General features: G+C 68.9%; 19 protein-coding genes. 5 read left to right on the forward strand and 14 right to left on the reverse strand.

From position 1 onward, the window contains the following. Positions 1–9: 9 nt before the first annotated feature. Both HPO96_RS00635 and HPO96_RS00640 read right to left on the reverse strand, forming a co-directional pair. On the reverse strand, positions 10–2,067 hold the full coding sequence (locus tag HPO96_RS00635; protein WP_171670075.1) for a prolyl oligopeptidase family serine peptidase: 2,058 nt from the start codon (positions 2,065–2,067) through the stop codon (positions 10–12). A gap of 10 nt (positions 2,068–2,077) precedes the next feature. Beyond that, positions 2,078–2,629 (reverse strand): TetR family transcriptional regulator, encoded by a 552-nt coding sequence (locus HPO96_RS00640; protein ID WP_171670076.1) that lies wholly within the window; start codon positions 2,627–2,629, stop codon positions 2,078–2,080. Between the two features lie 54 nt (positions 2,630–2,683). Here HPO96_RS00640 and HPO96_RS00645 point away from each other — a divergent pair, with 54 nt between their 5' ends. Beyond that, a complete protein-coding gene (locus tag HPO96_RS00645; RefSeq protein ID WP_202885441.1) occupies positions 2,684–3,514 on the forward strand; it encodes an alpha/beta fold hydrolase in 831 nt (276 codons plus the stop codon). 72 nt (positions 3,515–3,586) lie between these two features. On the opposite strand, the gene HPO96_RS00650 is transcribed toward HPO96_RS00645, so the two are convergent. Together HPO96_RS00650 and HPO96_RS00655 are read right to left on the reverse strand one after the other, a co-directional pair. Beyond that, complete coding sequence (locus HPO96_RS00650; protein WP_171670078.1) at positions 3,587–5,107, reverse strand: alkaline phosphatase D family protein; 1,521 nt, start codon at positions 5,105–5,107, stop codon at positions 3,587–3,589. Between the two features lie 39 nt (positions 5,108–5,146). Next, positions 5,147–6,460 carry a HEAT repeat domain-containing protein gene (locus HPO96_RS00655; protein ID WP_171670080.1) on the reverse strand — a complete coding sequence of 438 codons (1,314 nt, stop codon included), beginning with the start codon at positions 6,458–6,460 and terminating at the stop codon, positions 5,147–5,149. Between the two features lie 96 nt (positions 6,461–6,556). Between HPO96_RS00655 and HPO96_RS00660 the strand changes: the two genes are divergently transcribed. Further along, on the forward strand, positions 6,557–7,618 hold the full coding sequence (locus HPO96_RS00660) for an acyl-CoA desaturase (RefSeq protein WP_337796451.1): 1,062 nt from the start codon (positions 6,557–6,559) through the stop codon (positions 7,616–7,618). On the opposite strand, the gene HPO96_RS00665 is transcribed toward HPO96_RS00660, so the two are convergent. The 4 genes from HPO96_RS00665 to HPO96_RS00680 all read right to left on the reverse strand — a co-directional run bounded on the left by HPO96_RS00665 (position 7,595) and on the right by HPO96_RS00680 (position 12,339). After that, a complete protein-coding gene (locus HPO96_RS00665; RefSeq protein ID WP_202885442.1) occupies positions 7,595–8,623 on the reverse strand; it encodes a LacI family DNA-binding transcriptional regulator in 1,029 nt (342 codons plus the stop codon). The two genes, HPO96_RS00660 and HPO96_RS00665, sit on opposite strands and share 24 nt — an antisense overlap. A gap of 186 nt (positions 8,624–8,809) precedes the next feature. Further along, entirely contained in the window at positions 8,810–10,504 is a 1,695-nt protein-coding gene (locus HPO96_RS00670) for a ribonuclease J (RefSeq protein ID WP_171670083.1), read from the reverse strand. Then, a complete protein-coding gene (gene dapA / locus HPO96_RS00675; protein ID WP_171670097.1) occupies positions 10,501–11,394 on the reverse strand; it encodes a 4-hydroxy-tetrahydrodipicolinate synthase in 894 nt (297 codons plus the stop codon). The genes HPO96_RS00670 and dapA overlap by 4 nt, the downstream gene beginning before the upstream one ends. A 117-nt stretch (positions 11,395–11,511) precedes the next feature. Continuing rightward, a complete protein-coding gene (locus tag HPO96_RS00680) occupies positions 11,512–12,339 on the reverse strand; it encodes a metal-dependent hydrolase (RefSeq protein ID WP_337796452.1) in 828 nt (275 codons plus the stop codon). 219 nt (positions 12,340–12,558) lie between these two features. On the opposite strand from HPO96_RS00680, the gene argG reads away from it, so the two are divergent. Then, a complete protein-coding gene (argG, locus tag HPO96_RS00685) occupies positions 12,559–13,992 on the forward strand; it encodes an argininosuccinate synthase (protein ID WP_171670099.1) in 1,434 nt (477 codons plus the stop codon). 46 nt (positions 13,993–14,038) lie between these two features. On the opposite strand, the gene HPO96_RS00690 is transcribed toward argG, so the two are convergent. The 6 genes from HPO96_RS00690 to paaA are packed head-to-tail and all read right to left on the reverse strand — an operon-like array spanning position 14,039 to position 18,053. Then, the gene (locus tag HPO96_RS00690) at positions 14,039–14,518 is read right to left on the reverse strand and encodes a GNAT family N-acetyltransferase (RefSeq protein ID WP_171670100.1); all 480 of its coding nucleotides are present in this window, start codon (positions 14,516–14,518) and stop codon (positions 14,039–14,041) included. A gap of 50 nt (positions 14,519–14,568) precedes the next feature. Then, on the reverse strand, positions 14,569–15,654 hold the full coding sequence (paaE, locus tag HPO96_RS00695; RefSeq protein WP_171670102.1) for a 1,2-phenylacetyl-CoA epoxidase subunit PaaE: 1,086 nt from the start codon (positions 15,652–15,654) through the stop codon (positions 14,569–14,571). After that, positions 15,654–16,133 (reverse strand): 1,2-phenylacetyl-CoA epoxidase subunit PaaD, encoded by a 480-nt coding sequence (paaD, locus tag HPO96_RS00700; RefSeq protein ID WP_171670104.1) that lies wholly within the window; start codon positions 16,131–16,133, stop codon positions 15,654–15,656. Before paaD ends, paaE begins: the two co-directional genes overlap by 1 nt. After that, positions 16,127–16,861: a 1,2-phenylacetyl-CoA epoxidase subunit PaaC gene (gene paaC / locus HPO96_RS00705; protein ID WP_171670106.1), complete on the reverse strand. Its 735-nt coding sequence runs from the start codon at positions 16,859–16,861 to the stop codon at positions 16,127–16,129. The genes paaD and paaC overlap by 7 nt, the downstream gene beginning before the upstream one ends. Next, positions 16,858–17,139, reverse strand: coding sequence for a 1,2-phenylacetyl-CoA epoxidase subunit PaaB (gene paaB / locus HPO96_RS00710; RefSeq protein WP_171670107.1), 282 nt, complete (start codon positions 17,137–17,139; stop codon positions 16,858–16,860). Before paaB ends, paaC begins: the two co-directional genes overlap by 4 nt. Next, entirely contained in the window at positions 17,136–18,053 is a 918-nt protein-coding gene (gene paaA, locus HPO96_RS00715) for a 1,2-phenylacetyl-CoA epoxidase subunit PaaA (RefSeq protein ID WP_238354660.1), read from the reverse strand. Before paaA ends, paaB begins: the two co-directional genes overlap by 4 nt. 174 nt (positions 18,054–18,227) lie before the next feature. Here paaA and HPO96_RS00720 point away from each other — a divergent pair, with 174 nt between their 5' ends. Together HPO96_RS00720 and HPO96_RS00725 are read left to right on the forward strand one after the other, a co-directional pair. Continuing rightward, complete coding sequence (locus HPO96_RS00720) at positions 18,228–19,418, forward strand: DUF418 domain-containing protein (RefSeq protein ID WP_337796453.1); 1,191 nt, start codon at positions 18,228–18,230, stop codon at positions 19,416–19,418. A gap of 63 nt (positions 19,419–19,481) precedes the next feature. Further along, positions 19,482–20,090, forward strand: a complete 609-nt coding sequence (locus tag HPO96_RS00725) for a GNAT family N-acetyltransferase (protein ID WP_171670111.1) — start codon at positions 19,482–19,484, stop codon at positions 20,088–20,090. The last annotated feature ends 11 nt before the right edge of the window (positions 20,091–20,101 follow it).

The raw sequence follows: 20,101 nt of genomic DNA on the forward strand, positions 1-20,101 counted from the left end.
GCCGCCCTCCTACTGCTCAGGAGGTTGGAGCCCTACATGGTGAGCAGCGAACGCCAGTAGGTCCGCCCACTCCGACGCGATCTTCGCGGCCGGCTTACCGAAGCCGTGGCCGGTGTTGACCTCGACGCGGGTCAAGACAGGCGCGGCAGCGGACTGGGCATGCTGCACCGCGGCGATGAACTTGTGACTGTGCAACGGCACCACGCGGTCGTCGTGATCGCCGGTGACGACCAGAGTGGCTGGGTACGCCGTTCCGTCCTGCACGCGATGCAACGGCGAGTACGCCAGCAGGTCGTGGAACTGCTCCGGGTCCTCCGGTGAGCCGTAGTCAGACACCCACGCCGCACCCACGGTGAACTTGTGGAACCGCAGCATGTCCAGTACGCCGACGCCCGGCAGCGCGACCGCGAACAGCTCCGGCCGCTGGGTCATCACGGCGCCGACGAGCAGACCGCCGTTGCTACGGCCGTGCACGGCCAGCTGCGCCGGAGTGGTCACACCGGTGTCCCGCAGGTGTTCAGCGACCGCGATGAAGTCGTCGAACACGTTCTGCTTGTTCTTGAGCCGCCCTGCGTCGTGCCAGTCACTGCCGTACTCGCCGCCGCCCCGCAGGTTGGTGATGACGAGCACTCCCCCGGCGGCCAGCCACGCCGGCCAGCCCGGCCGGTAGTCCGCATGGACCGGTATGCGGAACCCGCCGTACCCCCACATGAGGGTCGGGCGCGGGGTGGAGAAGTCCAGGTCGGAGCGAGTGATCAAGAAGAACGGGACGTCGCGGCCCGGTGCGATCTGCCGAGTCACAGTGATCTCTGGCGAGGTGAAACCGCCGGAGCCACGCACCAACTCGGGCAACGCCCGGACGTCGCCAGTCGCCGCAGAGACGACGTACGACAGCGTGGGGTCGGTTGTCGTGGACAGCCCGACGAAAAGCTCGTCGTTCTTCGTGCTGCTGGTCAGACCGACCACAGCGCCGCCCGCCACGTTGACAGGGGTCGCACCGGAGCCGTCGAGCGAGTAGAGCGTGACAACCGGTGCGGCATCGACCAGCGTCAGAGTGACCAGACCGGACGCCGTTGGGCGGACAGCCTGCAGTGTCGACTCCCCCTCCGGGATGAGGTCGGTGAAGACGCCGTCGAAGCCGGACCGGACGACGCGGCCCCGTGGCGCATCACGATCGGTCTGCAGAACCAGCTGGTCACCGGCCATCCGGACGAACCAGATCTCGTCGGCGAACTCGTCCACGACCTTGATCGGCTCACCGAGCCCGTCCGAGCTGAGCGGGTAGACCCAGACCCGAGTGGCCGGGTCGGTGCCTTCGGTGATGTGGACGATCAGGTAGCGGTCGTCGTTCGAGATCTCGGGGGTGATGAAGTACTGGTCGTGCTCGGGGAAGCCGAGGATGAGCTCGTCTTCCAGCTGCGGCGTCCCGACCCGGTGCAGCATCAGGTACCCGCTGCTCAGGCTCTCGGTCTCGGTGCCCTCGTTGCGCTGGTTGGCCGGGTAGTGCAGGTACAGGAACGCCGAGCTGTCCGGAAGCCAGGTGGCCTCGCTGAACTTGGCCTCCGTGACCACGTCGTCCACTGGCTCGCCAGTGGCGATGTCGAGCAGCCGGAACGACGTCCAGTCACTACCGCTCTCGTTGATGCCGTAGGCGAAGTACTTGCCGTCAGGGCTGACAGTGAACGAGCCGAGTGAGTCGGAGCCATCATCGGACAGCTGGTTGGGGTCGATGAGCACCCGGCCGCCGTCCAGCAACTCCTCCAGGGACTCCGCGACGTAGACGACGTCCTGCGCCTGGGTGCCGTCGTTGCGGCCGACGAAGTACCAGCCGCTCTTCTTGGCCGGGACTCCGGCGCGCGGGCGGGCCAGGATGGCCGACATCGTGGTCTGGAACCACTCCCGCTCCGGATAGCCGGCCAGCTCGGCCTCGGTGTACTCGTTCTGCCGCTGCACCCAGTCCTGGGTGTCCGGGGCGTCAGGGTCTTCCAGCCAGCGGTACGGGTCTGCGATCTCGTGGCCGTGCAGTGTCTCGACCACATCGTCACGGCGGCTTTCCGGAGAGGTCATGACGCCAAACCTAACTCGCAGGAGGCAGCACTGCGCGCGCAATTAGCTCGAACAAGGGACGTGGATCCACCTCGTCGTGCCGAGCGATCCGATGCAGGATCAGCCCCTCGGCCATCGCAGCGACCGTGCGAGCCGCCACAACAGGGTCCGGGGCGCCCATCCCGGCCAGGGCCTCGGTCGCACCGGCCTCCAGAGCCGCACGGCCACGCGACAACGACTTCCGGAGTTCAGCGTCGTGACTGCCTTCCAGGAACAACACCAACCGCGCGGTCGTCTGCACGCGGTTGACTCTGGTGATGAGGTCGAACAGCCAGCACATCGCATCCACGAACTCAGCAGCCGTCGCCGGCTGGAAGGCCGGACCGACCGCTTGCTGATCCGCCTCCGCGAGCCAGTCGCTCACGCCGGTCAGCAGCGCGGCCCGGGTGCGGAAGTAGTTGGACGTCGAGCCCTTCGGCAAACCGGCCCGGTCGTCGACCCGGGCGTGCGTGAGCGCTCGCAGCCCTTCGGTGCCCAGAAGGTCGACAGCGGCCTGGAGAGCGCGGGTACGCGGTGATTCCACCCGGTCACTATAAACATAGTAGACGCCGTACTATGTTCGTAGTACCGTCGATGAATGGAACTGCAGGGGGTGACGCACCGCTTCGTCGACCTGCCGGGACTTCGGATGCACGTCGCCGAGGCCGGCAGCGGCGAAGCCGTGGTGATGCTGCACGGGTTTCCGCAGCACTGGTGGGAGTGGCGCGATGTCATTCCGGCGCTCGCCCGGCACTACCGGGTGATCTGTCCCGATCTGCGCGGCGCCGGGCAGACCGACGCGCCGGCGACCGGGTACGACCGTGAGACGCTGCTCGGTGACCTCACCGGGCTGCTGGATGCGCTGGAGCTGGATCGGGTGCATCTGCTGACGCATGACTGGTCCGGGATCGTCGGCTTCTTGCTGTGTCTGCAGGAGCCGCAGCGAATCCGCGACCATCTCGTGCTGTCGATTCCGCCGCCGGACGCCAGACCGGCGGGCCGGATGTTCGGACGGATGCTGCGGCACGGCTGGTTCAACATGATCCTCCCCTGGCCCGGCCTGGGGCCGTGGGCTCTGCACCGGACCGGGCTGCCCGACGTCATGCTGCGGGCACACGGCATGCCGGACGACGCCCGGGCGGTGTTCGCGACCCAGTTCCGCGACCGGCAGCGCGCCGCGGCAGGGTCAGCGCTGTACCGGCGCTTCATCCAGCCGGAGGGGATGAGGTTCCTGACCGGCCACTACCGCGACCAGGAGCTGACCACGCCGACGCGGGTCCTGCTCGGCGCGCAGGACGCCGTCGTCCGGATGGACTCGTTCCACGGCAGCAGGCTCGATATTCGCGAGGTCGAGGGGGCTGGACACTTCCTGGTCGATGCGCAGCCCGGCGCGGTGGCCGAGCACGCACTCGACTTCTTCGGCCGTTGACACGTCGTACCCACCGCCCCCGGTGGGCGGCATCCCGCACAGGCGCCGGAGGCAGGTGGGTACGACTGCCCATTAGTGCCGGGCGGGGTTGAGGTCCTTGGTCCAGAGGACTTTGCCGTAGAGGTCGCGGAGGGAGGCGGTGAAGACGCCGGTGCGGGGGTCGATAGCGACGTGGCCGAAGAACTGGTTGCCGCCGCTGGGCGGCTGGTTCGGGAAGTCGGCGGCCTTGACGAACTCGACCTTCGGCCCGAAGGTCGGGTCGAGCGCGTTCGGGCCGAAGGTGCCGGCGTTGACCGGGCCGGCGACGATCTCCCAGAACGGGTCGAAGTCGGTGAAGGCCGCGCGGGACGGGTCGTAGTGGTGGGCGGCGCAGTAGTGGACGTCGGCGGTCAGCCAGACCGCGTTGCGGACCTTGCGCTTCTTGAACTGGCTCAGCACCCAGGCGATCTCGTGCTCGCGGCCGCCGGGTGCGCCGGCGACGCCGTTGGCGACGGCCTCGATCAGCGGTCCGTCCGGAACGAGGACTCCGAGCGGCATGTCGCTGGCGATGACCTTCCAGGTCGCCTTGGAGGAGGCCACCTCGCGGACCAGCCACTGCGCCTGCTCGGCGCCCAGGATGGCGACCGGCCCGGTGGCGCCCGGTGCCGGGTTGGTGTCGCGGTAGGTGCGCATGTCGAGGCAGAAGACGTCGAGCAGCGGGCCGTAGCTCACCTTGCGGTAGATGCGGTTCCGGCCGGCCGTGTGGGCCATCGGCAGGTACTCCAGGAACGCCTTCCGGGCCCGTGCCGCCAGGACGTCGACACGGCGCTCGGTGTAGCGGGAGTCCTCGAGGATCTCGCCGGGGTACCAGTTGTTGACCGTCTCGTGGTCGTCCCACTGGCTGATGACCGGGACGTCGGCGTACAGGTCGCGGACGTTCTGGTCGAGCAGGTTGTACTTGTAGCGGCCGCGGTACTCCGCGAGCGTCTCGGCCACCTTGGCGACCTCTTCGGTGACGACGTTCTTCCAGACCGTCCCGTCCGGGATCTTGACCTCGGCCGCGATCGGCCCGTCCGCGTAGATGTTGTCACCGGAGTGCAGGAAGAAGTCCGGACGGGTCCGGTGCATGGCCTTGTAGGCGATCATGCCGCCGAAGTCCGGGTTGATGCCGTAGCCCTGACCAGCGGTGTCGCCGGTCCAGACGAACGACACTCCCCGGTTGCGGCCCGGTGTGACGAAGGAGCCGGCCTGAGACTCACCCCGGCGTCCGTACGCGTCTTCGAAGGCGATGCGGTAGTCGTAGCGCTGCCCCGGCCGCAGGCCCTTCAGCGGCAGCTGTGCGGTGTAGTCGGCGTCCGGACCGGTGACCGGACCACGCAGACGGATCGCCCGGTCGAAACGGCCGTGGCTGGTCAGGTCGACGACCAGCCGCGCTTTGCGGTCGGTGCGGGACCAGACGACCGCGGAGTTGGCAGTGACGTCACCCGACATGATCCCGGACGGCAGTGCGGGCCGGTCCCGGCGGACGACGGATGCAGTCGCGGCTTCTGGCAGAGCCAGGGCAACGCCGGCGACTGAGGATGCGGCCAAGAGTTGGCGGCGACTCAAGTTCATGCTGACAAGCGTGATCCGCTCGCATGGCCCGCGAGTGAACTACCGATGACCCCTTTCCTCGATTGCGACGAGAGCGCTCCGAAGCAGCGTCGTGCTCCGGGTCTGCCAGTGGTCACGTGGCCCGTCGTACGCCTCGTACATCGCCAACAGCCGTTGCAACTGGGGTACGACGGACGCCGCCGCGCCACGCCAGAGCGCCAGGCCGTCGAGCAGCAGCCAATCCAGACCGTCCAGCCCGCCTCGCGTCGAGTACGAGCCGTCGTCGTATCGGGTGACCTGTACCGGTTGGACGGCGGCGAAGCGTCGGACGACGTCCGGCAGGATCGCAGCCGCGTGCGGGCGCATCGCGCCGATGGCGGTGTGGTCGAATCCCGAGCCCTCGGTCCGGCTGCCGGCGCGGATGACGTCCAGCAACGCAGGTAGCGCTCGGACGTCGCCCGTGCGGGCCAGGGCGGTCATGGCGGCCTCGCGCAGCGGCCGGTCGGCGGCGGTAACGGCAGTTGCGACCTGGTCTGCTACCGGACGAACGGAGCCCAGCGGAAACGCCCCGAGGGCACGTACCGCGCGCAGCCTGGTGTCAGCGTCGGCGTGTGGGTCCACGATCGCGCTGGCGATCGCTGCCATGAGCTGTTCGATCTGAGCGGCGTCCAGCCCGTGCTCGATCGACGTCCGCGCCACCAGACCAGCTGTCTCCAGGAACGTCGGCGGGCGCCAGGTGTTCGCGGCCAGGCCGAGCTGGAAGCGCAGCCGGGAGGCGGGCTGATCGCTGAGGCACTCGTCGACGATCTGCTGCGGGAGCTCGGCCGTGAGGTCGAAGTACGGCTGGTAGGCGACCGGCAGCGCGACGGCCATCGAATCGACCGCTGCCGCAGAGAGCGTTCGCCCGCTGTACAACAGGACGCCGAGCCCCGCCGCGAACCGGTCCAACAGCGGGCCGGAGGTAGCTACTGCTGTCAGCCAGGCATCGGTCTCCGCCCTGAGCTGATGTCCGATGGGAAGCGAACTCGCCAGGCGAGCAACGGCCAGGAAAGCGCCAACTCGCACCACCTGATTGGACTCCCCCGTCAGCAACCGCCGCAGCAGCGCAAGTCCGGCCACGGCGTCGTCCCAGCACCACTCAAGTACCTGGGTGACGGTGGCGCGAACTTCTGGGTCGTCTGCGTCCAAGTACGACTTGAGCCGGGTGCGGCCGGCGTCTGCGGCTGCGGCAACCCGTTCCGACCAGTCGGTGTCAGGTGGTGTCTCGCAGCCGAGGTGGGTGAGGAGCTTGTGCATGCCGCGGTCGGTGAAGCTGCCGAGACAATCCCAGCCGTCGCCCTCGGAGCGGAGTTGTTCCAGCGCAGCGCGATTCACGGAGTCAGAATGGCGCACCTGGGTGGACGGTCACCGGCTGCGTCCGGTTTGCGCCACGGTGCGACGGCGTTCATGCCGTCGGTCGATGCTGGCCGCGTGAGCACTCAGGAGCAGTACGTGAGCCTCTACACCGATCTGTTGCGCACAGTGCGAGAGCTGGGCCTGCTGCGTAGGCGACAGGGGTACTACTACGTGCGGATGAGTCTGGTGGCCGTAGCGCTGGTTGGTGTCGGTACGGGCGTCGTCGTGCTGGGTGACTCCTGGTGGCAGCTGGTGTTGGCGGCGCTGCTGGGGCTCGTGCTCGTCCAGGTGGCGTTTCTGAGTCATGACAGCGCGCATCGGCAGATCTTCGAGTCGGCTGCGCGGAACGACCTGACTGCGCGGATCCTGGCCGGCGGCGTGGCCGGAATGAGTGTGACGTGGTGGCGAAACAAACACTCGCGTCACCACGCCGCACCGAACCAGGTGGACAAGGACCCCGACGTCCAGCTGAAGTCGATCGCGTTCACACCAGAGGCGGTTGCCCTGAGAGGGCCGGTCGGGCAGTGGATCGCTGCACGGCAAGGGTGGTTGTTCTTTCCGCTGCTGACACTGGAAGGGCTTGCGCTGCACGCATCGAGCCTGCGGCAGCTATGCCAGCGCGGTGCGAGTCGTGTCGAGCTCAGTGTGGTCGTTACGCGGCTGGTGGCGTATGTGAGTGCGCTGTACCTGCTGATGCCGGTCGGCAAGGCCACTGCGTTCCTCGGCGTCCAACTAGCGGTCTTCGGGTTCTGTCTGGGTGCCGCGTTCGCCCCGAACCACAAGGGAATGCCGCTGGTGCCGAAGGGGATGAAGATCGATTTCCTGCGTCGCCAGGTGCTGATGTCGCGGAACGTTCGCGGCGGCGTGCTGACCGATTTCGCGATGGGCGGGCTGAACTACCAGATCGAGCACCACCTGTTCCCGAGCATGCCGCGACCGACGCTGCGCAAGGTGCAGCCGATCGTCCACGAGTACTGCGAGCTGCACGGCGTGAAGTACACCGAGGTCGGGATCGTCGAGTCGTACAAGGTCGTCATCAACTACCTGAACAACGTCGGCATCCAGGCCCGCGACCCGTTCGACTGCCCGCTCGCCGCGCAGCTGCGGGCCGGCTCAGCTGGGCGGGATTTCGCCTGATCCGCGGATCGTGAGCTTCACCGGCACGCGGACGGTGCGCCCGGGCCGGTGCGGCTCGGGCAGCCGCTCGGTCATCAGCTGAATCGCCGTCCGGGCCATCACATCGGCCGACTGCGCGACGGCGGTCAGGCCCGGGCTGAGCAGGTCGCCGAGGGCGAGATCGTCGAAGGAGACCAGGGCGACCTGGTCGCGCCGCCCGGCCATCCCGCGCAGCACCTCGGCGGTGGTCATGTTGTTCGCCGAGAGCAGCGCGGTCGCGGGCTCGGGGCGATCGAGGACGGCGGACAGCGTGATGCCGATCCCCTCGGTCGTCGGCTCGGACAGGTGCACCAGGTCCTCGTCGACGTCGATGCGGTGCCGGGCCATCGCGGCCCGGTAGGCGACGACCCGCTCGCGGGCGGTGAAGATCCGCTCGTCGTCGCCGAGGTAGGCGATCCGGCGGTGCCCCTGGCGGACCAGGTGGTCGATGGCCTGGTCGATCCCGCCGGCGTTGTCGGCGAGCACGGCGTCCGCCTCGATCCCGTGCGCCGGCCGGTCGATCGTGACGACCGCCATCCCGGCGTCCACATGCGGGGCCAGGTACTCCTGGGTCTCGCCGATCGGCGCCATGATCAGCGCGTCCGGACGCCGGGCCACGAACTCCAGACAGACGTCGCGCTCGCGGTCCGGGTCCTCGTCGGTGAGGCCGATCATCACGACCGAGCCCGACGAGCGCGCCCACAGCTCGACCGCGCGGCCGAGCGAGGCGAAGAACGGGTCGCCGATATCGCGGATGACGACGGCGATCGTGCCGGTCCGGCCGCGGCGCAGCATCCGGGCCGACTCGTTCGGCGTGTAGTTCAGCTCCTTGATCGCGGCCTGGACCTTCGCGGTCAGCTCGGGGCTGACGTTCGGCTCCTCGTTGACGACCCGGGAGACCGTCTTCAGCGCGACCCCGGCCCGGGCCGCGACCTCCTTCATCGTGGGCCGGCGCTGGCCCGTGCCGTTCACACCGTTGATGCTCATCGCCGGCCCACTCCCCTTTGTCTCAGCGCCTCTTGCGCCCCGTAGGTTGAACGATAACGGTGGTCAGGTGCGTGCATCGCGGTGCTTGGTCAGTGGCCTCGATGCGGAGCATCGTGGGCGCTGGCCAAGTGGCGCGAGGTGCGTGCCTGGGCAACGTTAGCGTCAAGCTACGGGGCGCACGAGGCGCTAGCTCTCCACGACGACCGGGATGATCATCGGGCGGCGGCGGTGGGTGTCGCTGACCCACTTGCCGACCACCCGGCGGATCACCTGCTGCAGCTGGTACATGTCGTCCACGCCGCCGCCGATCGCCTTCTCGATCTCCGCCTCGATCTTCGGCTTCAGGGTGTCGAAGACAGTGTCGTCCTCGGCGAACCCGCGAGCCTGGATCTCCGGACCGGCCGTCAGCTTGCCGGTGACGGAGTCCATCACAGCGATGACCGAAATGAAACCCTCGTCGCCGAGAATCCGGCGATCCTTCAGCGAGGTCTCGGTGATGTCGCCGACCGTCGAGCCGTCCACGAAGACGTACCCGCAGTCGACCTTGCCGGCCACGACGGCCTTCTTCTCGATCAGGTCGACCACGACGCCGTCCTCGACGACGACCACGTTCTCGCGCGGGACGCCGGTCTGGATCGCCAGCTCGGCGTTCGCGTGCAGGTGCCGGATCTCGCCGTGCACGGGCATCACGTTGCGCGGTTTGACGATGTTGTAGCAGTACAGCAGCTCGCCGGCGCTCGCATGCCCGGAGACGTGCACCAGGGCGTTGCCCTTGTGGATGACGTTCGCGCCGTGCCGCGTGAGGCCGTTGATCACCCGGTAGACCGAGTTCTCGTTGCCCGGGATCAGCGACGAGGCCAGGACGACGGTGTCCCCCGGCTGGATCTGGACGACGTGGTGGTCGTTGGCCGCGATCCGGGACAGCGCCGACATCGGCTCGCCCTGGGAACCGGTCGAGACCAGCACGACCTGCTCCGGCGGGTAGTTCTCCAGCTCGCGCATGTCGATCAGCGTGTCGCCGGGCACGTTCAGGAAGCCCAGGTCGCGGGCGACGGCCATGTTGCGGACCATCGACCGGCCGACGTACGCGACCTTGCGGCGGTGCTTGACCGCGGCGTCCATCACCTGCTGCACACGGTGCACGTGCGAGGCGAAACAGGCCACGATGATGCGCTGGTTCTTCGCCTTGGTGAAGACGCCGTCCAGCACCGGGGCGATATCGCGCTCGTGGGTGGTGAAACCGGGGACCTCGGAGTTCGTGGAGTCGACGCAGAACAGGTCGACGCCCTCCTCGCCGAGCCGCGCGAACGCGTTCAGGTCGGTGATCCGGCCGTCCAGCGGGAGCTGGTCCATCTTGAAGTCGCCGGTGTGCAGGACCAGGCCGGCCGGCGTCCGGATCGCCACGGCGAGCGCGTCCGGGATGGAGTGGTTGACGGCGACGAACTCGCAGACGAACGGGCCGACCTGGAGCTTCTCGCCCTCGACCACGGTCTGCTGCGGCACGTTGCGGTGCCGGTGCTCCTTCAGCTTGCCCTCGAGCAGCGCGAGCGTGAGCTGCGACCCGATCACCGGGATGTCGCCCCGCTCACGCAGCAGGTAGGGCAACCCGCCGATGTGGTCCTCGTGGCCGTGGGTCAGCACGACGGCGACGACGTCGTCCAGCCGGTCCCGGATCGGCTGGAAGTCCGGGAGGATCAGATCCACGCCGGGCTGGTTCTCGTCGGGGAAGAGCACGCCGCAGTCGACGATCAGCAGTTTGCCGTCGTACTCGAACACGGTCATGTTCCGGCCTACTTCACCGAGGCCGCCGAGCGGGATGACCCGCAGCGCGCCCGGGGCCAGCGGTCCGGGCGCGTCGAGATGCGGATGGGGATGACTCATGCAATCAGTCCTGCCTGTTTCAGGTCGGTGGTGAGTCGGTCCACCTGCGCGGGCGTCGCCCCGACCAGCGGCGACCGCAGGGTCGCGTGGTCGAGGACGCCGGCCAGCTGCAGCGCGGCCTTCACCATGATGGCGCCCTGGGTAATGGTCATAATCGCTTCGACGGCGGGCACCAGCCGTCGATCAATCTCTTGTGCGGTCGCGAGGTCGCCGGCCACGGCGGCGTCGATCAGCTGCCGGTACTGCGGGCTCGCGACATGGGCCACGACACTCGCGATACCGACCGCGCCGATCGCCAGGGAGGCGAGGTTCAGCTCGTCGGCACCGCAGTAGTAGAACAGATCGGTGTTGGCGAGCACCTTGGTGGTCGCGGCCAGGTCGCCCTTGGCGTCCTTGACCGCGACGATCCGCGGGTGCTCGGCGAGCGCGATCAGCGTCTCGGACCTGATCTCGACGCCGGCCCGGCCGGGGATGTCGTAGAGCAGGTTCGGCAGGCCGGTCGCGTCGGCGACCTGCGTGAAGTGCGCGCGCAGGCCCTCCTGCGGGGGCTTGTTGTAGTACGGCGTGACGACCAGCAGCCCGTCGGCGCCGGCGGCCTCGGCCTGCCGGGCGAGCTCGATCGTGTGGGCGGTGTCGTTGGTGCCGACGCCGGCGACCAGCTTGGCGCGATCGCCGACGGCCTCGCGGACCGCCCGGATGACGTCGGTCTTCTCCTGGTCGGAGGTGGTCGGGGCCTCGCCCGTCGTCCCGTTCAGGATCAGGGCGTCGTTCCCGCCGTCGACGAGGTGGGCGGCCACCTTCTGCGCGGCGGCGAGATCGAGCGCGCCGTCGGGGCGGAAGGGGGTGACCATGGCCGTGGTCAGACGGCCGAAAGGAAGAGGCGAGGACATGGGGCTCAGATTACCGCTCCACTGCCTCGAAGAAATGAGTAGGCCTGATGGCTGTCCGCTCGGGGGTCCGGGCAGCCATCAGGCTCACTCGTCCTATCGGGCCGGGCCCAGGAGTCGTTACACGTTCCACGAAAAAAGTCCGGAAAAAATTCTGTGCACACTTTGAGTAGTTTCTCCGTCACTGATCGTAGAGATGATGAACGGGTAGACGCCGGGAAGGAGTAGTACGCCGGCCGCGAGCAGGGCCGGGGCGATCAGGAGGCGCTCGACCCAGCCGCCGGTGCGGAAGCGGAGCAGCTTCGGGAGGCGCAGCTCGTACCAGGTCTCGCCGCGGATCGGGAGTGGCCAGAGCCACGGGCAGCCGGAGCGGGTCAGGCTGTCGCCCAGGCAGTGCGTGAACATGCCGAGGCCGACCGCTACGCCGATCCAGCCGCCGATGCCACTCAGGCCGGCCTGGAGCGCGTCCGCGGCCGTCGTACCGGGTAGTGCGGCGCCGAAGACCGTCCAGGCGCCGGCTCCGACGACGGCGGCCAGGAGCCAGTCGCCGAGCACGTGTACGGCGAGCAGGAGACCGGCCAGTGCGACGGCAAGCACGGCCCATTTACCGCGGTCGCCGAGGCTGGCCGCGAGGAAGCCGAGGCCGATCGCCGCCACGAGCGTGTGGCTCGCGTGCCGGTGCCGGCCGGTGCCGTCTTCGTCGCGCGGGCCTTTCGTCAGGCTGTAGAGCGCCCCCGAGAACCGCCGGACGACGGCCGAGATCAGCCCGGTCAGCGGCCCGAGGAACCGGGACGCGCTCGCGCCCGGGTGATCCAGATCCGGCACCAGCGCATACCCCGCCGTCGCCGCCGCGAACGGCACCACCTCCGCCACCGACGTCAATCCCACCAAAGGAGCCACCGCCAACCCGGCAACCCACCCCGACAAGGCATGCGACCGCCCCATCATGCGCCTCACTCCCCTCCCAGCAGACGCCCATTCTCTCACTCCAACCCCACTAACCCCACCAACAACACCTCGCCCCTGCCCACCCCAGGCAAAACAGCCTCGCTTCGCCCGGCGGAGCGATCGGAGGCCCGCCGATGGCCGGGGGGCTCGCTCCGCATCGCGGGCGGGTTCGGGGGGGGGCGGCTTGCATAATCATTCAGGGGGATGCATACTTTTCCTGTGTCCAAGGTGCTTACGTCATTGCCAGTTGGTGAGCGGGTCGGGATTGCCTTTTCGGGGGGGCTCGACACGTCGGTCGCGGTTGCGTGGATGCGGGACAAGGGGGCGGTGCCTTGTACTTACACCGCTGATCTGGGGCAGCCTGACGAGCCTGATATCGCTTCGGTGCCGGGGCGGGCGACGGCGTACGGGGCCGAGCTGAGCCGGTTGGTGGACTGCCGGGCGGCGATGGTCGAGGAGGGGCTGGCGGCGCTGGCGTGCGGGGCGTTCCACATCCGGTCGGGTGGGCGGACGTACTTCAACACGACGCCGATCGGGCGCGCGGTGACCGGGACGATGCTGGTCCGGGCGATGCTCGACGACGACGTCCAGATCTGGGGCGACGGGTCGACGTTCAAGGGCAACGACATCGAGCGGTTCTACCGGTACGGCCTGCTGGCGAACCCGCAGCTGCGGATCTACAAGCCGTGGCTGGACGCGCAGTTCGTGCACGAGCTCGGCGGGCGCAAGGAGATGTCGGAGTGGCTGGCCGCCCACGACCTCCCCTACCGCGACAGCGTCGAGAAGGCGTACTCGACCGACTCGAACATCTGGGGCGCGACCCACGAGGCGAAGACGCTCGAGCACCTCGACCAGGGCGTCGAGATCGTCGACCCGATCATGGGCGTCGCGCACTGGGACCCGAGTGTCGAGATCGCCACCGAGGACGTCACGATCGGCTTCGTCCAGGGCCGGCCGGTGACGATCAACGGCAAGGAGTTCGGGACGGCGGTCGACCTGGTCCTGGAGGCGAACGCGATCGGCGGCCGGCACGGGCTCGGGATGTCGGACCAGATCGAGAACCGGATCATCGAGGCCAAGTCCCGCGGGATCTACGAGGCCCCCGGCATGGCGCTGCTGCACGCGGCGTACGAGCGGCTGGTGAACGCGATCCACAACGAGGACACGCTGGCCAGCTACCACAACGAGGGCCGCAAGCTCGGCCGGCTGATGTACGAGGGCCGCTGGCTCGACCCGCAGTCGCTGATGCTGCGGGAGTCCCTGCAGCGGTGGGTCGGCACGGCGGTCACCGGTGAGGTGACGCTGCGGCTGCGGCGCGGTGAGGACTACTCGATCCTCGACACCACCGGCCCCACGCTGAGCTACCACCCGGACAAGCTCTCGATGGAGCGCATCGAGGACTCCGCCTTCGGCCCGGTCGACCGGATCGGCCAGCTGACGATGCGGAACCTCGACATCGCCGACTCCCGCGCCAAGCTGGAGCAGTACGCCGGTCTGGGCATGTTCGGCCTCGAGAACCAGGCCCTGTCCGCCTCCACCCAGCTGATCGGCGAGCTGCCGACCGGTGGCGCCGAAGCGATCGCCTCCCGCGGCGAAGCCTCCGAGGAGGACATCCTCCTGGACCGGGCCGCCATGGAGGCCGGCACCGACTGACCGGCCCAGCAAGCAGCCCGGCCTCTTCAGGTGGAGGGGCCGGGCTTCAGCCGACGCTGAGGACGTACCGCTGTTCGAGGCGGCCATTGCGCGGGTGCGGCACCGCTGCGCCGTCGGCGACCCACGCCAGCCGCTGGTAGAGCTCAACCGCGCGCACGTTGTCGACGTAGACGCTCAACCGCAGCCTCTTGAACCCGAGCTCGCTCGCCCGCGTCGGCAGGTCGGTGAGCAGCGATCGCGCCACACCGGAACCCCACGCGGACGGGCGGACGCCGAGATACCGCAGCTCCGCCTCTGCCGCCTCAACCGGCTCCACCGCGGCGAAGCCCACCGCGTCGGGCGTTTCCGGCAAGTGGGCCATGAGCAGGAACGACTGTGGCGAAGCGTCGAGGACCGACTGGATCACCGGGCGGGCCAGATCGAGGCTCGGCACGGTGGCTTCGCCGTCCCGGGCGGCCGTCGTTTCCGCCCAGATCCGCGCCGCCTGGTCGACCTCGGCCGCTTCCCGCGTCAATGTCATCTGCATACCGCACATCCTTGATCAGCCCGCAGGTGCACGCCAGCGAAATACCGGACTCAGGCGTCGAAGTCGAGGGTGACGGTGGGGGTGGTGGGGTGGGACTGGCAGGTGAGGACGTAGCCGGCGCGGATCTCGCCGGGTTCGAGCGCCCAGTTGGTGTCCATGCGGACGGAGCCGTCGAGGACCTTGGCCCGGCAGGTGCCGCAGACGCCGCCTTTACAGGCGAAGGGGGCGTCGGAGCGGACGGCGAGGGTGGCGTCGAGGACGGGCTTGCTGTTGGCGCCGAGCGCGAAGGTGGAGCGGCGGCCGTCGAGGATGACGGTGACTTGGGCTGCGTCCGCGTCGGCGGCGGTGTCCTCGGCGGCGGGCTTGGGGGCTTCGTCGCCGACATGGAAGAGCTCGGCGTGGACATGCTCGCGGGCGACGCCTTCGGCGAGCAGCAGGTCTTGGGCGCCGACGACCATCGCGTACGGGCCACAGAGGAACCACTCGTCGACGCCTGCGATCGGCAGGATCGTGACGAACATCCGCTTCAGCCGGTCCGCATCGATCCGGCCGCTGAACAGCTCCACCTCGGTGGACTCCCGCGACAACACATGCACCAGGTGCAGCCGCTCGGCGTACCGGTCCTTCAGGTCGGCCAGCTCGTCCGCGAACATGACCGAGCCCGCAGTGCGGTTGCCGTAGAGCAGCGTGACCCGGCTGGACGGTTCGACAGACAGTATCGTCGACACCAGTGACAGCACCGGTGTGATGCCGCTGCCCGCGGCCACGAACGCGTAGTGCTTGGCGTTGGCCGGGTCGAGCGTCGTACCGAATCGGCCGAGTGGCGTCATCACCTCCAGCTCATCACCCACCTGGAGCTCGTGGGCGGCGTACGCCGAGAAGGTGCCGCCGGGGATGCGCTTCACACCGATCCGCAGCACACCCGAGCCAGCTGGTGAGCAGATCGAGTAGCTGCGCCGGACGTCCTCACCGGTACGCCGAACCGTCAGGTGCTGGCCGGCGGTGAACTCGTACTCCCCCGCCAGCTCCGGCGGGACGGCGAACGTGATCGCCACCGAGTCGTCGGTGATCGGCTCGATCGCCGCCACCTTCAGCGCATGGAACGTCGCCCGCCGTCGCGGCGCCACAGTAGTCATCAGATCGCCTTGAAATGGTCGAAGGGCTCGCGGCAGCTGTTGCAGCGCCAGAGCGACTTACAGGACGTGGACCCGAACCGGCTGAGCTCGCTGGTGTCCGGCGACCCGCACAGCGGGCAGCGGATCGTCAGCGACAGCATGACCGGACCGCCGACAGCACGCGTTCCGGTCGGCGGCGCGATGCCGTACTCGGTCAGCTTCGACTTTCCGGCCGCACTCATCCAGTCCGTCGTCCAGGCCGGTGACAGCACGGTCTCAACGCGGCCGTCGACGCCCAGGTGGTTCAGGGTCAGCTCGACCTCGTGCCGGATGAGGTCCATCGCTGGGCAGCCGGAGTACGTCGGTGTGATCGTCACGACGACCTCATCGCCTTCGTGCCGGACGCCACGCAGTACGCCGAGGTCAGCAATCGTCAGCACCGGCACCTCGGGGTCTGCGACCTCACCGACGGCGTCGAAGATCGCCTCGTCGGTCACCATGTCGCACCCGGGTGCGAACGCGCCACATGCTGCAGCTCAGCGAGCAGATAGCCGAGGTGCTCGGTGTGCCGACCGCTACGACCGCCGGTGTGCTGGTACGACGCCTCCGGCCGGCTGCATGTCGACTCGTCGATCACTGCGAGCACACGGCGCTCCCACTCGGCGCGCAGGGGCGCCGGGTCGACAGCGACCGCCAGGCGACCGATCAGCTCATCCGACTCGAACATCTCGCCGGTGTACGGCCAGAGCGCCTCCAGCGCGGCCTGCATCCGGCGGTGGCTCTCTTCCGTCCCGTCACCCAGCCGCAGCACCCATTGGGTCGCGTGGTCGACGTGGTAGGCCACCTCTTTGACAGCCTTACCCGCGACCCCGGCCAGGGTTTCGTCGGCGCACGTCCGCAGCTCTTCGTACAGGAGGTGCTGGTAGGTCGCGAAGTAGAGCAGCCGCGCCATGGCGTGCGCGAAGTCGCCGTTCGGCAGCTCGCAGAGCTGGAGGTTGCGGAACTCGCGCTCCTCGCGGAAGTAGGCCAGGTCGTCCTCGGTGCGGCCGTCCAGGGAGCCGGCGTACTGCAGCAGCGAGCGGGCCTGGCCGAGCTGATCGAGCCCGATGTTGCCGAGGGCAACGTCTTCCTCGAGCTGCGGCGCGGCCGCGATCCACTCGGCCGTGCGCTGCGCCGCGATCAGCGCGTCGTCGCCCAGCCGGACGGTGTAGTCGAAGAGGTCGCTCACAGGTGCTCGACGCCTTCCGGGACCTCGTAGAACGTCGGGTGCCGGTAGACCTTGTCACCGGCCGGGTCGAAGAACTCGTCCTTCTCGTCCGGGCTCGAGGCGGTGATGTCGGTCGCCCGCACCACCCAGATCGACACACCCTCCTGGCGACGCGTGTAGACGTCACGCGCGTTCCGCAGCGCCATCGTCGCATCGGGCGCGTGCAGCGACCCGACATGTGTGTGCGACAGCCCACGCCGCGACCGCACGAACACCTCCCACAGCGGCTCGATGCTCATGCCACAGCCTCCTGACGCTTCGCTGCGTACGCCGCCGCGGCCTCACGGACCCAGGCGCCGTCCTCGTGCGCCTTCACCCGATGCGCGAGCCGCTTCTCGTTGCAGGGCCCGTTGCCCTTCACCACCTCGTACAGCTCGGCGTAGTCCGGCTCCGTGAAGGTGTAGTGCCCCGTGGCGTCGTCGTAAACCAGACCGTCGTCCGGGACGCGCAGACCGAGGATGTCGGCCTGCGGAACGGTCATGTCGACGAAGCGCTGCCGCAGCTCGTCGTTGCTGTGCCGTTTGATCCCCCAGGCCATCGACTGCTCGGAGTGCGTGGAAGCCGCGTCCGGCGGGCCGAACATCATCAGCGACGGCCACCACCAGCGGTCCAGCGCGTCCTGCGCCATGGCCTTCTGGCCGGGGGTGCCGTTGCACAGCGTGTGCAGGATCTCGAAGCCCTGCCGCTGATGGAACGACTCCTCCTTGCAGACCCGGACCATGGCGCGCGCATACGGCCCGTAGGAGCAGCGGCACAGCGGCACCTGGTTCACGATCGCGGCGCCGTCGACCAGCCAGCCGATCGCGCCGATATCGGCCCAGGTCAGCGTCGGGTAGTTGAAGATGCTGGAGTACTTCTGGCGGCCGGCGTGCAGGAGGTCGAGCAGCTCGGCCCGGTCGACGCCGAGCGTCTCGGCGGCGGCGTACAGGTAGAGGCCGTGGCCGGCCTCGTCCTGAACCTTGGCCATCAGGATCGCCTTGCGGCGCAGCGACGGCGCCCGGCTGATCCAGTTGCCCTCCGGCTGCATGCCGATGATCTCCGAGTGCGCGTGCTGCGCGATCTGCCGGATCAGGGTCTTGCGGTACCCCTCCGGCATCGCGTCCCGCGGCTCGATCCGGCCGTCGGCGTCGATGGTCGCCTGAAAGCTGTCCATACGCGTCAGCATAGCCCAGTTGTGACACTTTTTCTCCAGATCGACGACAAGTGTCACAAGGGTGGTGCTGACCCCACCCCGGGAAGGGGACCCAGCGCGCTGGGACGCCGGGGCGCGGCGCGGGAGGATCCAGATAACAGTTCAAGGGCTACATAGTTTTAAGGACGGATCCCCGTGAGCACACAGAGCCTCCCGGCCGCCGGCCACCGCGGCCCGGTCACCGGTACGGAACGCGCCCTCGCCCCCGACCTGATCCGCGGGGCGATGCTGCTGCTGATCGCCCTCGCCAACAGCGCCAACTTCGCGTTCGCCGGTCAGCCCGGCGTCGAGACGGCGCCGCACGGTCTCGAGCGGGTGCTGAACCTGCTGAAACTCACCTTCGTCGACGCCCGCGCCTACCCGGTGTTCGCGGTGATGTTCGGCTACGGCCTCGTCCAGCTGGCCCGGCGGCAACGCTCGTCCGGCGCGACGCCGGGCGGCATCCGGCGGATTCTGCTGAAACGCAACGGCTGGCTGATCGCCTTCGGTCTCGCGCACGCGGCACTGCTGTACTTCGGCGACTTCCTCGGCGCCTACGGGATCGTCGGCGTCATCTGCACGCTGCTGCTCCTCAATCGCGGCGACAAGTTCCACCGGATCGTGATCGGGATCTGGGCCTTCGAGATCGCGTACGTGCTGTACTGCGCGGTCCGCGGCGCACTCGCCGTACTGAACAGCTCTGAACAGGTTCAGTCGCTGACCAATGATCCCAACCCGTCGCTGGCCGCGGCGTCGTACGGCGCGAGCATCGTCGAACGGCTGCAGGAGTACCCGCTGCACACCGCTAGCGTGATCGGCTTCGTTATGGTCGTCTGGCTGGGCATCTGGGCCGCCCGCCGCCAGATCCTGGAGAACCCGGCAGCACACCGCACGCTGCTCACCCGCGTCGCCGCCGTCAGCATGAGCCTCACCGCCCTGGGTGGTCTGCCGCTGGCCCTGGTCGGCGCCGGCTGGCTGCACGTCGACCAGCCGGCGATCGACGCCCTCAGCACGCTCTCTCACGTGAGCGGCATGTTCGGCGGCCCCGGGTACGTCGCTCTGTTCGGACTGCTCGTCGCCCGGATCACCACCCGCACCCTGCCCGTCCGGGCCATCTCCGCACTCGGCCAGCGGTCGATGTCCGGCTACCTGTTCCAGTCGGTCTCCTGGATGGTCCTGCTGGCGCCCTTCACTCTCGACCTCGGCCACCGCGCTGGAAGTACGGCGTACGTCGCACTCGGCTGCGCCGTCGCAGTCTGGCTGCTCTCGGTCGCCGGCGCGTACGCGATGAGCCGGCGCGCCTACCGCGGCCCGGCCGAGACGCTACTGCGCAAGCTCGTCTACTGACCGGACAAGTCGCCGGCCGGACCTGGTGTCCGGCCGGCGACACTGCCTTGGGAGGATGACCTCATGAGTGACTTCGGCGTGCCCGAGCCCGCGAATCTGACCGAGCTGTCCGGGGAGAGCCCGGTGGCCGAGACGAGCGTGCGGCTCGCGCTACCCGCCGAAGCGAACGCGATCGGCGAGGTCCAGGTCGCAGCGTGGCGGGCGTCGTACGCCGGGCTGCTGCCGGTCGAGGTGCTGGCCGACCTCAACCCCGCCCAGTTCGCGGCCCAGTGGCGGGCCGCCCTGATCGCTCCGGGCGAGGCCCGCAACCGGGTGATGGTCGCGCTCGCCGGCCGCACCCTCGTCGGCTTCGCCGCGATCACCCCGTCGGACGACCCGGACGCCGACCCGCAGCACGACGCTCTGATCGCGGAACTCGCCGTACAGCCCGACGCGACCCGCGCCGGCCACGGCTCCCGGCTGCTGAACGCCGTGGTCGACACAGTCCGCGCCGACGGCTTCAAGCGCGTCACCGTCTGGGTCAACGCCACCGATGACACCACTCGCGCCTTCTACACCGAAGCCGGCTGGGCGCCCGACACCGCGCACCGCGAGCTCGACCTCTACGGCGACGGCTCCGTGCGCATCAAGCAGATCCGGCTGCACACCGACCCTGCCGACGCCACCGAATAGGTGGCACGCTG

The organism is Kribbella sandramycini (genome assembly GCF_013131805.1).
GTDB classification, from domain to species: domain Bacteria; phylum Actinomycetota; class Actinomycetes; order Propionibacteriales; family Kribbellaceae; genus Kribbella; species Kribbella sandramycini.

Coding starts and splice junctions, on each gene's coding strand:
- HPO96_RS00635 (WP_171670075.1), bottom strand. CDS start 2,067: ATGACCTCTCCGGAAAGCCGCCGTGACGATGTGGTCGAGACACTGCAC.
- HPO96_RS00645 (WP_202885441.1), top strand. CDS start 2,684: ATGGAACTGCAGGGGGTGACGCACCGCTTCGTCGACCTGCCGGGACTT.
- HPO96_RS00650 (WP_171670078.1), bottom strand. CDS start 5,107: ATGAACTTGAGTCGCCGCCAACTCTTGGCCGCATCCTCAGTCGCCGGC.
- HPO96_RS00665 (WP_202885442.1), bottom strand. CDS start 8,623: ATGAGCATCAACGGTGTGAACGGCACGGGCCAGCGCCGGCCCACGATG.
- HPO96_RS00670 (WP_171670083.1), bottom strand. CDS start 10,504: ATGAGTCATCCCCATCCGCATCTCGACGCGCCCGGACCGCTGGCCCCG.
- dapA (WP_171670097.1), bottom strand. CDS start 11,394: ATGTCCTCGCCTCTTCCTTTCGGCCGTCTGACCACGGCCATGGTCACC.
- HPO96_RS00680 (WP_337796452.1), bottom strand. CDS start 12,339: ATGATGGGGCGGTCGCATGCCTTGTCGGGGTGGGTTGCCGGGTTGGCG.
- HPO96_RS00690 (WP_171670100.1), bottom strand. CDS start 14,518: ATGCAGATGACATTGACGCGGGAAGCGGCCGAGGTCGACCAGGCGGCG.
- paaE (WP_171670102.1), bottom strand. CDS start 15,654: ATGACTACTGTGGCGCCGCGACGGCGGGCGACGTTCCATGCGCTGAAG.
- paaD (WP_171670104.1), bottom strand. CDS start 16,133: ATGGTGACCGACGAGGCGATCTTCGACGCCGTCGGTGAGGTCGCAGAC.
- paaB (WP_171670107.1), bottom strand. CDS start 17,139: ATGAGCATCGAGCCGCTGTGGGAGGTGTTCGTGCGGTCGCGGCGTGGG.
- paaA (WP_238354660.1), bottom strand. CDS start 18,053: ATGGACAGCTTTCAGGCGACCATCGACGCCGACGGCCGGATCGAGCCG.
- HPO96_RS00725 (WP_171670111.1), top strand. CDS start 19,482: ATGAGTGACTTCGGCGTGCCCGAGCCCGCGAATCTGACCGAGCTGTCC.